This window comes from Evansella sp. AB-rgal1 (assembly GCF_041820985.1).
GTDB lineage: Bacteria > Bacillota > Bacilli > Bacillales > Salisediminibacteriaceae > Evansella.
In genome coordinates this window covers 50079-63556 of the sequence record NZ_JBGUAU010000007.1, presented here as the reverse complement: position 1 = coordinate 63556, position 13478 = coordinate 50079, and the positions used below count along the sequence as shown (strand labels likewise).

At 34.2% G+C, this 13478-nt stretch carries 16 protein-coding genes and 1 pseudogene; 14 read left to right on the top strand and 3 right to left on the bottom strand.

Going from position 1 to position 13478, the window contains the following annotated elements; all coding sequences use genetic code 11:
- Positions 1 to 179: 179 nt before the first annotated feature.
- The 3 genes from ACERII_RS07410 to ACERII_RS07400 all read left to right on the top strand — a co-directional run bounded on the left by ACERII_RS07410 (position 180) and on the right by ACERII_RS07400 (position 2289).
- The gene (locus tag ACERII_RS07410; RefSeq protein WP_373641218.1) at positions 180 to 644 is read left to right on the top strand and encodes a DUF2512 family protein; all 465 of its coding nucleotides are present in this window, start codon (positions 180 to 182) and stop codon (positions 642 to 644) included.
- Positions 645 to 903: 259 nt separating this feature from the next.
- Complete coding sequence (locus tag ACERII_RS07405) at positions 904 to 1566, top strand: HAD family hydrolase (protein ID WP_373641216.1); 663 nt, start codon at positions 904 to 906, stop codon at positions 1564 to 1566.
- Between the two features lie 15 nt (positions 1567 to 1581).
- On the top strand, positions 1582 to 2289 hold the full coding sequence (locus ACERII_RS07400; RefSeq protein WP_373641215.1) for a class I SAM-dependent methyltransferase: 708 nt from the start codon (positions 1582 to 1584) through the stop codon (positions 2287 to 2289).
- Positions 2290 to 2362: 73 nt separating this feature from the next.
- Here the strand turns inward: ACERII_RS07400 and ACERII_RS07395 are convergent, their stop codons facing one another.
- Both ACERII_RS07395 and ACERII_RS07390 read right to left on the bottom strand, forming a co-directional pair.
- Positions 2363 to 3160: a hypothetical protein gene (locus ACERII_RS07395; RefSeq protein ID WP_373641213.1), complete on the bottom strand. Its 798-nt coding sequence runs from the start codon at positions 3158 to 3160 to the stop codon at positions 2363 to 2365.
- A 185-nt stretch (positions 3161 to 3345) separates the two neighbouring features.
- Positions 3346 to 3641 (bottom strand): annotated as a pseudogene (locus ACERII_RS07390) (DUF4260 domain-containing protein).
- Between the two features lie 124 nt (positions 3642 to 3765).
- Here ACERII_RS07390 and ACERII_RS07385 point away from each other — a divergent pair.
- The 6 genes from ACERII_RS07385 to ACERII_RS07360 all read left to right on the top strand — a co-directional run bounded on the left by ACERII_RS07385 (position 3766) and on the right by ACERII_RS07360 (position 8457).
- A complete protein-coding gene (locus tag ACERII_RS07385; RefSeq protein ID WP_373641211.1) occupies positions 3766 to 4299 on the top strand; it encodes a P-loop NTPase family protein in 534 nt (177 codons plus the stop codon).
- Between the two features lie 185 nt (positions 4300 to 4484).
- Positions 4485 to 5018, top strand: a complete 534-nt coding sequence (locus ACERII_RS07380; RefSeq protein ID WP_373641210.1) for an RNA polymerase sigma factor — start codon at positions 4485 to 4487, stop codon at positions 5016 to 5018.
- A complete protein-coding gene (locus ACERII_RS07375; RefSeq protein WP_373641209.1) occupies positions 5005 to 6288 on the top strand; it encodes a DUF4179 domain-containing protein in 1284 nt (427 codons plus the stop codon). Before ACERII_RS07380 ends, ACERII_RS07375 begins: the two co-directional genes overlap by 14 nt.
- Positions 6289 to 6395: 107 nt before the next feature.
- On the top strand, positions 6396 to 6899 hold the full coding sequence (locus tag ACERII_RS07370) for an LURP-one-related family protein (protein WP_373641207.1): 504 nt from the start codon (positions 6396 to 6398) through the stop codon (positions 6897 to 6899).
- Positions 6900 to 7004: 105 nt separating this feature from the next.
- Positions 7005 to 7475, top strand: a complete 471-nt coding sequence (locus ACERII_RS07365) for a putative signal transducing protein (protein ID WP_373641205.1) — start codon at positions 7005 to 7007, stop codon at positions 7473 to 7475.
- 205 nt (positions 7476 to 7680) lie between these two features.
- Positions 7681 to 8457, top strand: a complete 777-nt coding sequence (locus ACERII_RS07360) for a hypothetical protein (protein ID WP_373641203.1) — start codon at positions 7681 to 7683, stop codon at positions 8455 to 8457.
- 196 nt (positions 8458 to 8653) lie between these two features.
- Here the strand turns inward: ACERII_RS07360 and ACERII_RS07355 are convergent, their stop codons facing one another.
- The gene (locus ACERII_RS07355) at positions 8654 to 9109 is read right to left on the bottom strand and encodes a hypothetical protein (protein WP_373641202.1); all 456 of its coding nucleotides are present in this window, start codon (positions 9107 to 9109) and stop codon (positions 8654 to 8656) included.
- Positions 9110 to 9308: 199 nt separating this feature from the next.
- Between ACERII_RS07355 and ACERII_RS07350 the strand changes: the two genes are divergently transcribed.
- The 5 genes from ACERII_RS07350 (at position 9309) to ACERII_RS07330 (ending at position 13446) form a co-directional block, all read left to right on the top strand.
- Positions 9309 to 10133: a S1 family peptidase gene (locus ACERII_RS07350; protein ID WP_373641200.1), complete on the top strand. Its 825-nt coding sequence runs from the start codon at positions 9309 to 9311 to the stop codon at positions 10131 to 10133.
- Between the two features lie 199 nt (positions 10134 to 10332).
- Complete coding sequence (gene desA, locus ACERII_RS07345) at positions 10333 to 11382, top strand: Delta(5) desaturase DesA (protein WP_373641198.1); 1050 nt, start codon at positions 10333 to 10335, stop codon at positions 11380 to 11382.
- 127 nt (positions 11383 to 11509) lie between these two features.
- Positions 11510 to 11644 (top strand): hypothetical protein, encoded by a 135-nt coding sequence (locus ACERII_RS07340; protein ID WP_373641197.1) that lies wholly within the window; start codon positions 11510 to 11512, stop codon positions 11642 to 11644.
- 72 nt (positions 11645 to 11716) lie between these two features.
- Positions 11717 to 12850 carry a histidine kinase gene (locus tag ACERII_RS07335; RefSeq protein WP_373641196.1) on the top strand — a complete coding sequence of 378 codons (1134 nt, stop codon included), beginning with the start codon at positions 11717 to 11719 and terminating at the stop codon, positions 12848 to 12850.
- Complete coding sequence (locus tag ACERII_RS07330; protein ID WP_373641194.1) at positions 12847 to 13446, top strand: response regulator; 600 nt, start codon at positions 12847 to 12849, stop codon at positions 13444 to 13446. Before ACERII_RS07335 ends, ACERII_RS07330 begins: the two co-directional genes overlap by 4 nt.
- The last annotated feature ends 32 nt before the right edge of the window (positions 13447 to 13478 follow it).

The following is a 13478-nucleotide window of genomic DNA, read 5'->3' as shown; positions in this document are numbered from 1 at the left end:
GATAATATTCCATTCGCTCCAGTCCACTCCTTTCCTGTGGGGAGTTGGCAAGATTGGTTCAGTATTCCACTGAGCCTTTATAGTTATTTTCAAAAACTATTAATTAAGTGTATGTTTACGTTCCTTCATGTTAACGATGGTAATTATGAGGATAAGTTTTCATGATAAGGAGCGGACTAATGGAATACTTAAAAGCATATTTCCTAAAGTTTTTTATCACAATGACAATCGTGTATGTTATTTTCGGGATTTTTTATGGTGTATCAATTTGGGATGTCATAGGAATAAGTTTTTTTCTCAGTGTTATTACATTCACCTTGGTGGATTTGTTTATTTTACCGAAGCTAGGGGATTTATCTGCGATGTTTTCCGACTTTGGTTTGTCATTTTTAAGCTTAGTTATATTTGGTGGAGTGTTTATAGAAGAGTTTATTATTCTAGGCTCTCTTTCCTTGTTTGTAACAACACTTCTTTTGGTGTGGGAATCATATTTTCACAAATATGTTACCAAGAATGTGCTTAAAGAAGAGACGAAAGGAAATATTATCGTCGAACCTAGAATAAATTTTATTACTGAATTCGCGGAAGAAATGGATGTATCAGATATAAGTAAACAAAAGTCTGATGAAAATGATGTAAGGTAAAACGTGAAACGTCATTAAAATAGGTCGATCTAGAAGGGGAGAACAGCCCTTTAGGTCGATCTATTTTTTTGAGATGGTAAGGAACAAAGTGTGTATAATTTCCAGGAGGAGCTACTATCTGATCGAAAAAGGAAAACAACAAACAAATAAGTGTTTACTTTAGATCTCACTTCCCGCCAAACATACCTCAAAATAAAATAAGAGGGAAAATATACACAAGAGCAGAAGTTATTAAGATGATTATAAAGGAGGAGTAAAAATGATAAAAGCGATCCTCTTTGACCTAGATGGAACACTGCTAGACCGTGATTCTTCATTAAGAAAATTTGTTGAAGATCAATATAATCGCTTTATACCTTATCTTGAACTTGTTCCAAAAGATGACTATATTTCTAGGTTCATTGAATTAGATAACCATGGATATGTTTGGAAAGACATAGTCTACCAACATTTGACTGAGGAATTCAAAATTAATGAGTTGAGTTGGGAACAACTTCTTGATGATTATGTCGATTCATTTCAATATCAATGTGTTCCTTTTCCCCATTTGTTATCGATGTTGAAACAGCTTAGAAATAAGTATAAATTAGGGATAATCTCAAATGGTGTGACAGAGTTCCAACTTAGAAATATACAAGCTCTTGGAGTAGCGGATTTCTTTGAAACCATTTTAATTTCAGAAAAAGAAGGAGTTAAGAAACCAAATCCAGAAATCTTCCATCGAGCTATGGCGAGGTTAGGTGTTTCTCCATCAGAATGTATTTATATTGGTGACCATCCTGAAAATGATATGAGAGCAGCGATGGACGTAGGTATGAAAACGATCTGGAAAGTAGATTCCTATTTTGGAGATTGTGAAGCGGATTATAGCATTCGTAATTTGGGTGAGATTCCTTCCATAGTAGAGAAAATATGCAAATAAAAGGAGGTCAATCCCTTGAATAAGATAGAGCACATTCGTTATGAAGAAAAGAAATACCATACATATTGTTATGATAATTATACGCTATTTGAATCTGGTTCTTGGTTGTCTAAACCAGTACAATCCATTGTTGAAATGATGCAACATTTCGAAGATAGAGAAGATGTTCAAGTTTTAGACTTAGGAAGTGGTGTTGGTAGAAATAGTATACCTATAGCTCAACATATAGGAAAGAAGAAAGGGAAGGTTGTTTGTGTAGACTTTTTAGATTCAGCGTTAACGAAATTGGAGAGTTACTGTCAACAATACGAAGTTAAAGATAGAATTGCGCCTATAAAAAGCGATATAGGAGAATATATCATTCCAAAAAATACGTTTAATTATATCATTGCTGTTTCCAGTCTAGAGCATGTTGAGTCCGAAGTAGTATTCGATAGAGTACTAGAAAGCATGGTAAAAGGTACGAAACGTAACGGAATAAATTATTTAATTGTTAATTCGAACTATGAAGAGTTGGATAAATCAACAGGATCGAAGCTAGACCCACTTTTAGAAGTAAATTTGACGACAGAATTGATGATGGAAAAGCTTAAAACCATTTATTCTGGCTGGGAAGAGTTATCTGTTAAAGTGAAACCATTAAGCTATGAAATTCAAAGGGGAGAAAAAGAAATACTTTTATCCACAAATGCAATAACATTTGTTGTGAAAAAACAGCATTGATACAAATTGTTGAAGCTGTATTAGCCCATATGTTGGTAGACTTTTTGTCGGATTTTTCATTGGGGAAAAATAATTAATGTTCATTCCATACTGGTGGTAGGTGTTCTGTATTGGTTAAATACCATTGTTCACCCAAATCACCTGGATAAAAACGAAATTCATAAAGAGAAAATGATCCATTTCCTCTTAGAACATAAGAGAAAGCATGTGTTCCATTTATATATAAACGAGGAAGAATATCACCATTACTTAAGTTGACCATAATAGTTTCATTATAGAGTGCCTTTAGGTTATTAAGATGATACGCCACTCTAAATTCAGTAAATTCATAGATAGTATATCCTTCTAACTCGAGTTCCCATGCAGTTCGCAATTGTCGGTGTATAAAGGTACGATATTCTGCTTCATTATGATCTAATTCAATGGAGTCACCGTCAACAGTCACTTCGAACTCAAATTTATAAGAACAATCTGAATTACTATATGTATGAATACATTGATTCCTTACACTAACAGTATATCTTCCGGGGTGTAACGAGATAACATAGGACGCTTCGTTTAAAAGAATTTCATCCCCATTTCCTGAGTATACCATCCGTGATAACCCGTCAAGCTTATATATTTTCATTTCTTTGATCGATGATTTTGTATCTTCATTATTAAGTAAGCGAATATTCAAGACATTGTTTCGTAAGGTAAAGATGGTAGAAGATGAATTACCAATAGGTGACCTTGCAATAATTTTAGTATTTTGATTATGTAACACAGTTTCACCATCATCAGTAAGGTAGGTTCTGACAACTTCAATAGTAAAATATGATAAAAAACCTATCGTAAAAAGACATGTAGCCCAAAGTAATTGTTTCCCCATACTCAGTGCTCCTTTTCTGAAAAGTGTATGCAATATATCTTTTTACCACACATCTTGTCTCTTTTTTATTAATAATATGGGTTTTATTACGGGATTATGAATACCAAAAACATTTAAGGTGACGACTACATAAAATGTAATTGTTCACGTTTTGGTTCGTAGCAGATCAAAAAAAACACCTCCACCTAAACTCGGTGGAGGTGCGTATTTTTAAAATGAGATGAATATTTTAATCCGTATCCGAGCATTCTGTCCATTCCGATGTGAGCTGTCCAGATTAATCCTATCATTAACAGCGGGGAGCTTTTAAAAAGAAAACCAGAAATTATGATGATTACAGATAAACTATATGTATGAAAAAAGTTATACACTGTAGCTCCTATTTTATTATTTTTCATATATCAAATCATAGAAATGTCGGAGTCAATAAAAGGATAAAAAATATTAACCAGCTAAATTGTAAATAATAGTAAAAGTAAATACATAGTAAATCAACTTATGTTTTGACGTAAATACTGCTATATTCGTTACAACTTTGTTGAAGCTCCCAATAGATGATAGAATGATATATTGGCTTATATGATGAGAGATTAGGGGGGATTGTCATGAACAGAATTATGGTAATGGGCGTGTCTGCCGGTGTAGGAAAGTCTACTTTTGCTAGAAGATTAGGGGAAGCGCTTCAACTAGATGTATATCATTTAGATACTCTTTTCTGGAAACCGAATTGGGTAGAAGCTCCCTTTGAAGAATTTAGAGCAAAGCAGCAGGAAATCGTACAAAATAATCAATGGGTCATTGATGGAAATTATAATAGTACATATGATATACGATCACAGAAAGCAGATACAATTATCTATTTGGAGCTACCCCTTGTTATTTGTTTATACCGTGTAATGAAAAGAAGGATGATAAATAGTGGGAAAACCAGACCTGATATGCGTGAAGGGTGTGAGGAAAAAATCGATTTCAAGTTTTTGAAGTTTATTATTACTACCTACCATCGACGGAAAAAAGTAATGAGAGACAGGTTTAAGGAGTTTCTCAAACTAGATTCTAATCGAGAAGTATTTATCTTACAAAGTAAAGAAGAGATTGAACAGTTTCTAAAAGAATATGAACGTTCAGGCTTGAAATAAGATAGATGTTCTAGAAGTTACCAATACTTTATGGTATTTGAAGTATTGGTTTTTTATCATGTAAAAATATTTATTAATTATAATGAACTTTTTTATTGTATACAGACTCATATAAGAGAAGTTAAGTTATTGAAATGATATAGCAAGTTTGTTTTTCCGTGGTCATGGAGAAGAGAGGTGAAGGTATGGACCAAACGAAGTTAGTTAGAAAAGCAAAAAGAGGAAATAAAGATGCACTTCTAACGTTAATTATGAATAAGCAGGATGAGTATTATCGTCTTTCCTACACATATATGGGGAACAAACATGATGCCCTGGATGCAATGGAAGATATGATCTTAGTATTATATGAAAAGATACATTCTTTAAAGAAAGAAGATGCCTTTTATTCATGGAGTAAGACAATACTTGTGAATAGCTGTAAGAATTTATTACGGAAGCGAAAAAAATGGATGTATGTTGAAGATATAACAATACAGGAGAAAAGCTCGGGAAATGTATATACACAGAGAGATCAACAGCTGGATATCCAACAAATGCTTTCTTTGTTAAATGAAGATCAAGCAGAAGCAATACGTTTAAAGTACTTATGTGATATGGATTACAAATCCATATCACATATAACAAATGTTTCTATGGGAACTGTTAAATCGAGAGTGTTCCAAGGCTTGAAGAAGTTAAAACTTCTGATGGGAGGAGAAGAGAATGAAGAATATTGAGGATGAGCTGAACCAAGAAAAACAGCATATTGAAAAACTGAAAGCGCCAATGGAGTTAGAGACTAGACTAAGAGGTGCATTAGATAACAAAAGAAGGAGAGCTCCTTTCAAGTGGATGTCATTAGCTGCCGCTGTTTTTCTAATTGTTATGGTTGTTGGTATGAATTATAATACCTTTGCTTATTACGGAAAAATACTTACTGGATTTGATGATATTACGACTGGATCCTTGAAGGCTATGAATGAATTAGGAATGGGGCAAGTGGTAGATAAGACGATTAAAGTAGACAAAACCACAGAATTAACGGTAGATGGAATTATTAGTGATGCTAACCAAATGATTGTATATTACACGCTTGTAGATTCTTCAGGTGAACTAGAAGAGAAATATCATGCCTTTTTTCCAACTGAAGTGACTGGATGGATGACGGATAATTATGTAACTTGGGCAACAGGAATGTTTAATGAGGAAGGAACTGAATTTAAAGGTATTGCTTCTTTAGATCCTCCCAACCCCTTTGCGAAAAATTTAACATTACACTATAGAGAAACTTTATCCACTGGAGAGGAGGTATATGGAAGTGTATCTTTTCCATACAATCCTAGTGCAGCAATTGAATCTGTAATAAAACAAAATGTCAGGGGAACGGTGAAAGTAGATAAAGGGAAAATAAAATTTGATTCCATTACCGCATCTCCTATGTCCACAACAATCACCGGAAGTATGGATGTAGATAATTATAGTCGGATAAACCTTGGATTAAGTGGGGTTAAGTTATTGGTTGATGGGAAAGAGGTTCCACAAACAGCTAGCGGTTCAAGGTCCGGAATTACTGGTAATACTAAGTTCGCAATCAACTTTGAAGGGTTGCCAGATGAGTTTACATCGTTGGAATTATACGTGAACACATTTGTAGGATATAAGCAGGTCGATAAGGAAGTTAATATCCTTCCATTGGAGAGTGAGATCGTATATTTACGTGGGGAAGAGCTATGGATAAAGGATGTTGATTTTGGTCCAGAGCAAGTTGAAATAACGATCGCATCGGAAGACACCTTCTTACTCCATGATGTATTTGTAGGAGATGGAGAAGAAAAGACACCGCTTCAAACAACCAAAAACCATACTTATACAGAATTAGAGGATGGTACATCTTTAAGAGTTAGGACGATGGTTTTTCCCACTGATCAAAAGGTCAATACATTGTACATCGGTGGTGTTCATTATGAAAAAGAATACAATCAAATAATTACAATACCTGTGAAATAAAAGTATGGGGATTTCACAACTAACTTAACTTCTCAATACCTATTTATGAAACATTTAATACAGGTTTTCGTAACTAATAATAATATTTCATAAAGGGGTGTTGTATAATGGCTCAATCAAAAATATATTTTCGAGACAACTTTTTTTCTTCTGGAATGACAGAGATTTACAATGGAGACAAAGAGAGGGTAGGTTCTCTTGATTTAAAGAGCGCTTTTACTTCCCGGGTTGAAGTTTTGGATAAAGGAAATAATGTCATAGTGAAAGGGCATTTTCCATTACTGACGTTTGGTTGGGTAATTACCGATGGGAACGATAACGAATTGGGAAAACTAAGACAACGAATTTCCTTTTTTACAAAGCGGTATGAATATGAAGCAAGAGGGCGCGGTGTGTATAAAATTCACTCGGAAGCTTTTTCAAAGGAATATGAAGTAACAAATGAAGCTGATGAAAAAGTTGTTGAGTTCCGAAGATTAAGTGGCTTTTTCGAATCCCCTGTCTACCAGTTAGTAAACAACTCTGATAAGATTAGTAATGAAGAGGCAATTGCCATAGTCATGGGAGTTAACATGATCACGAAACGCAATAATAATAGTGCAGCTAGGTAGCGGTAGAATGTAGAGGTATTTCAGGAAAGCCTTGAAAGTGCATAGATGATTTCTGTATGATTACTCTATATAAAAGGAAGTGTTATCTGATAAGGAGGAATGAAAATGGCTTGGTGTCCGAATTGTTATACGGAATACGTTGATAAAGTCCAGACATGTAAGGATTGTGAAGTCGATTTAGAAGGTGGAATTCCTCCCGAAGATACAGAAGTGAAAAGATACGAATTTGTGGAAACAACATATCTTACTACTGCTACAAGTGAAATTGAAGCAAATATGCTAAAAGGGTTATTAGATTCAAACGGAATTTCCACTGTAAAAAGCTACCGTGAGGCTGGTGACTACTTAATGGTTTACATGGGAGACACAAGCTTTGGGATTGACTTGCTTGTTGATAAAGAACAATATTATCAGGCCAAGGAATTAATTCTACCTATAAAAAGCGAGGAAGAGTTAGTGACTGAAGAGGACACACCTAAAGGAAATGGGAAGCAAAACTCTCTACGAAAAGGTTTCATTATTTTGTGTATCATCATCTTTATTGTTATGAATGCAGTATATGGTATAAATCTTTGAGGTTATCATTTAAGCTATGTTTTCATAAATTGTGAATTTTCTTAAGAATATAGACATGTTATAGAACATATTTTTTATAAGAGTAATCGTTTCCGCGAAAAGAGGAGAGGTTACTTTTTTTGTTTCGGATAGCTATGAAAGTATGGAAGATCTTATTATTTCTAATGAACTACATATGAGTAAACAGAATAGGAGAGAAATAATAATGAATAAATCATATGTTAGCTTAGGTCTTATTGGAATAATTGTTATTACTATAAGTTTTCTCTTTAAAGAACCATCTGAAAAAGTGGATAGGAAAAACGAAGATGTCGAGGGAAGAATACAAGAAATGAGGGTATTAGAAAAGGAAATATCAAATCTTAAAGAGTATATTTTAGAGTTAGAGTCTGAGCTAAACACCTTAAACTTAGAGAACCTTAACCTGAAATACAGAGATGCCCAGAGTATTGAGGAAGAACTTTTATTACAAGATATTTTTAATATAAGCAAGCGAATCATAGATATAAGTCTCCTTAGTGAGTATTTACATGATGATACGAACGTTATTTTCTCACAAACACTAGAACATGAATATGTCATTTTTTTTGAAGATAAGTCTGAAAACTCACCAACACTTTATAATTTACTAGTGTTTACAAGAGGAGATAGATATGGAATTCAATTTCATTTAACTGAACTTACACCTCCATCAGGTATGAATGTTGCTTTCGGTTATGATCTCAATGAATTTGCGGGGACTGTAACAAATAATGACATTGAAACCGTTACTGTAACACAAGGAGAATTAAAGCAGTCTGCAAGAATAGTAAAAGTGAAAGACAACCTACGCTTGTGGATAGCAATATTTAATAAAGAAGAAGATAGTGTGTCACTTTCTATGGATTCTATAAAAGTAGAGGGTTTCAATGCTGAGGGGGATCTTATATGGAAAGAAGGACATTTCGATGGAGGATGGCATAGTGGTTTAGTTGTTGATTAGGGGAAATAAAAGATGGCAAGTCACTGAAAAAGTATACTCTAACTTTTTCAGTGACGTTGACGATGTTGTTAAGGTGGGGCGGTAACTCCCTCGGAAAGGAGTGGACAGAAGCGAAAGGGAAATTATCAACTAAATTAGTAATACCATATAAGTTAATCGCTAATCGAGAACACGAATTTTCACAGAGGCAATAGTATTAATTATTTTTATATAAAATTTCCAACTTTCTTATTCCAATTGGATAGTCAACCCACTCCCCATTTATGTTCTTTACCATTATTGTTCTCACTTCTTTGTATAAAGAATCTAACAAAAAATCACGAAACTCAACATGCCAATTATCATCAAATAAATACTCCATAACATCTACTTTAAAAAGAGGGATAGTTTCTTTCTGTTCAACAAGCTGTGGAGGAATATCTGGGTGAAATAAACGAACAATTGTTTTATGAATCTCTCCTGAATAATGAGTTACTTTTCCTTGAATTTCTTCCTCAAAAAAATCAATTTCACAGGTGACAGTAAAGAAATACTTGTCATATTTAGTGGTAGGATAATCATAGAAATTTTTGGACTCTAATACAATATGAACTTCTTTAAAAAAATCATCAAATATTAATCTTTTGGCATAGAGTTCTTCTACCATCCCCATAAGTATTTCCACCTTTTCCTTAGTTTTCTTTGATAAAAAATATGATCTTTATAAAGTATATATAACAATTTATTTCGATTGAGATAGGAAGATAGAGGATAACCAAGGTGATAATAGAATTAATACAGTAGTAGAGCATTTATTATTGAAAACGTGTTACACTTAGTTTCGAAGCGGGTAAGTAGGAGGACGTTGTTCCATGAGTGATCAGCAAAATGACAATAATAAAATAGATCAAAAAGAGAAGCAAGAAGAGCTTTATTTCGATGGAGAAAAATATTATACAAGGGAAGAATTCTTTAATCCTCCTGATGATGATATTGAACCTGATCCACCAACAAATAAAAAGTGGCTTAAGGTAACGATTGCTTCAGTAATCATTATCGCTATGTTAAGTAATGTGTTGGCACTTTGGCCAAGATTGTTTAATTTTGCATCTATTGAATTTTTAGCGATATCTCGAGAACTATCACAAAATGAAGATGTTCAACTATATAAAGAATCAGTGGTTGTTGTTAGATCAGGCAATAGTAAAGGTACAGGGTTTTATATTTCAGAAGAGGGACATATTATTACGAATCACCATGTCGTTGATAGTGGTTTAAGACCGACAGTGACCTTTCAAGAAGGGGATAGCTATACTGCTGACATTATTGAAAGTGATCCCGAAATTGATATTGCAATCTTACAAATTGACACGAAAGAAAATGTGTATCCAGTTCTTGAATTTGATGATGACTGGGAGCCTGACTTACCTATCTACGTAATTGGCAATCCATTATTTTTTAACTTCATTGCAAATAAAGGGAATATTTTAGGATTAACACCAGCTCGAGATGTACCTATGCTCATGATCGACGCTCCAATATATAAAGGAAATAGTGGGAGTCCCGTTATTAATGAAGATGGAAATGTAGTAGGTGTTGTCTTCGCTACCTCTACAGTAGATTATGAAGGTTCAAGACTTAGGGTAGGACTTGCTGTACCTGTAGATTATTTTAAAGAATATATCGAATTTCAATAGTGTGACATAGGGGGGTGGAGTAACGTTGGTTGCTCCATTTTTTTTTTTATTTGAAAAAATAAAATAACGTAATATGACATATGTCATATATAATATCTGACGTTTATGACTTAAATAACATTGTCATCATCTATATACTAAAAACTAAGAAAACACTTGTTATATCGCAGCGAAAATGCGATATATGGAGGAGGAAAATATGTCTACATCCAATATAGCTAAATTGAAAAAAGAAGTTGCTCCTTTTGAGGAGACTGATACCAAAAAAAGTGTAAAACAAATCATGAATACCATTGTTCCATTATTACTATTATGGTATATCGCTTATTTAAGTCTTTCCGTTTCGTATTTCCTTACGCTTCCTATCTTAGTTGTTACAGGAGGTTTCTTAGTACGAACATTTATCATTTTTCACGATTGTTGTCACCAATCCTTCTTCAAGAGTAGAAAAGCAAATGATATATTAGGAACAATTACAGGGGTTATGACACTTGTTCCATATCAGCAGTGGAAAAATAGTCATTCTATTCATCATGCAACAAGTAGTAACTTAGACAAACGTGGAACGGGAGATATGTGGTTACTAACAGTAGATGAATATCTTGACTCATCTATTTGGCGTAAAATTGCCTATCGTGTATATCGTAATCCATTTGTTATGTTAGTTATTGGACCTATTGCAGTTTTTCTAATCCAATATCGCTTTAATGTTAAAGGGGCAAAGAGAAAAGAACGAATGAACACGCATATAACTAACGTATCTATTGTTGTATTATATACTGTTTTATGTTTAGTTATTGGATGGCAGGCATTTGTTATGATTCAACTTCCGATTTTACTCATTTCTGGATTATTAGGTATTTGGCTCTTTTATGTTCAACATCAATTTGAAGAAACGTATTTTGAGCATGAAGACGAGTGGAGTTATGTGAAAGCAGCAGTAGATGGTAGCTCATACTATAAATTACCAAAGGTGTTACAATGGATTACAGGAAATATTGGTTTCCATCATGTGCATCACTTAAGTCCAAGAGTGCCAAATTATAATTTAGAAAAAGCTCATAATGCTACACCACCATTACAAAAAGCAACGACAATTACAATAGCAACAAGCTTTAAATCATTAAATTTCCGTCTATGGGACGAAAAAGAAAAGTTGTTTATTAGCTTTAAAGAGGTAAAGAAATATAAACAACAGGCAAAAATAGAAAACAATCAAAAAATAGAACTTGTACAAAAAGCAAACTAGTATATGGTAAAATAGAGTAAATGAGATTTTTTGTTACAGATTCCATGCAAGTGAAAATTAGCACCATGGAGAATGAAAATACGTTATTAGTTGCTTTAGTATCAACAACTGTATATGGAATGAGCGAATGCCCACGGAACTCCAGTGGGAAGCAGAGCAGAGGCGAGACACCGTAGCAGACGAAGTCGCGAAGGTGGCTCGGCAGCTCCCCACAGGAAAGGGAGTGGGCAGTAGCGAATGGAATAAAAGCCAACAAAGTTAGTATTCCATATTAGTCTGATACGCGTATTTTCAGGGTAGACTTTTAGACATTGTAAAGGAAAAGAGGGAGAACGTGAAGAATTGGTATCAAAGATTTCGAACAAGTACAGGACTAAGCCCATTTGTATGGATAGTCTTCTACATTCTCCCCTTCTATTTTATTTTACAAGACTCAACAACACCCCAAGTAGTAATAGGGGTTATCATGATTCTAGCTTATTTTATTTGCTACGTGCTGTCCTTTACTTCAAAAGGATGGCTCGTTTACATAGGAGCCAGCGTTCAAATAGCTATAGCTACAGCAATGAGTCTACTATTTGGATATATTTATTTCTTTCTATTTCTTGCATTCTTTATTGGAAATGTAAAAAAACGAGGCCCTTTCATTACATTTTATACGATTTTACTTATTAGTACGTTTGCAACCAGCTATTATGGTTTTATCGCTCACAGCCTATTTCTAATACAACTACCATTTGTTTTCCTAAGTATATTAGCAGTAATTCTTCTTCCTGTAAGTACGTATAACAAAAACAAAGAAGAAAAGCTTCAGGGGCAATTGGAGGATGCAAATAAACGAATATCAGAGCTTGTAAAACTGGAGGAAAGACAAAGAATATCAAGGGATTTACATGATACCCTTGGTCAAAAGCTTTCTTTAATCGGTTTAAAAAGTGATCTTGCAAGTCGATTAATTACAAATGATCCTGAAAAAGCTCGAGCAGAAATTAAGGATGTTCAAAAAACAGCAAGAATTGCGTTAATGGAAGTACGAGAAATGGTTATGGAGATGCGAGGAACAAGACTAGTAGATGAAATAGTACATGTTAGACAACTGTTAGAAGCTGCACAAATTCAATTTCATTTAACAGGTAATATTGAATTACTAAACACATCATTAATTGCGGAAAATGTTGTTAGTATGTGTTTAAAAGAGGCTGTTACAAACGTGGTGAAGCATAGTAATGCATCCTCCTGTAGTATCACGGTCGAGCCTAGAGAAACAGTACTGACTGTAAAAGTAGAGGATAACGGTGTAGGGATAAAGAATACATCTAGCAGGCAACGTGGCAGTGGTTTACAAGGAATGCGAGAGCGCCTAGAGTTTGTAAATGGAAATCTAGAGATCATATCTCACGAAGGAACAATCGTGATAATAGAAGTACCTAGTAGTTTTAAACTGCCCGAAAAGGAGGTAGACGGATGATTCGAATAGTGATAGCTGAAGATCAGAAAATGCTCTTAGGAGCACTTGCTGCTTTACTTGATCTAGAAGATGATATGATGGTTGTTGGGAGTGCAAGTAATGGAGAAGATGCAGTTTCTTTGGTGAAGCAACATCAACCGGATATTTGCATAATGGATATTGAAATGCCAGGGAAAACAGGTCTGGATGCTGCAGAAGAATTAAAGGGATTCGACTGTAAAGTTATTATTCTTACTACATTTGCTCGTTCTGGATACTTTCAACGTGCAGTTAAAGCTGGGGTTAACGGATATATGCTAAAAGATAGCCCAAGCGAAGAACTTGCTAGTGCAATTCGGAAAGTTATGGAAGGTCGCCGTATTTATGCTCCAGAGTTAGTTGATAATTTTTATAGTGCCGAAAACCCCTTAACGGAACGAGAGAGCGATGTACTTACGTTAATGGCCGAGGGAAAGAGCACAAAAGACATAGCGGAGCATCTTACATTAACAAACGGTACGGTGAGAAACTATATATCTACCATCCTTGATAAATTAGAAGTAAGTAATCGTATAGAAGCAATTACCAGATTTAAGGAAAAAGGGTGGCATAAGTAATAAGAAGAAAAGGATGTCAAAGGAAGCAATGA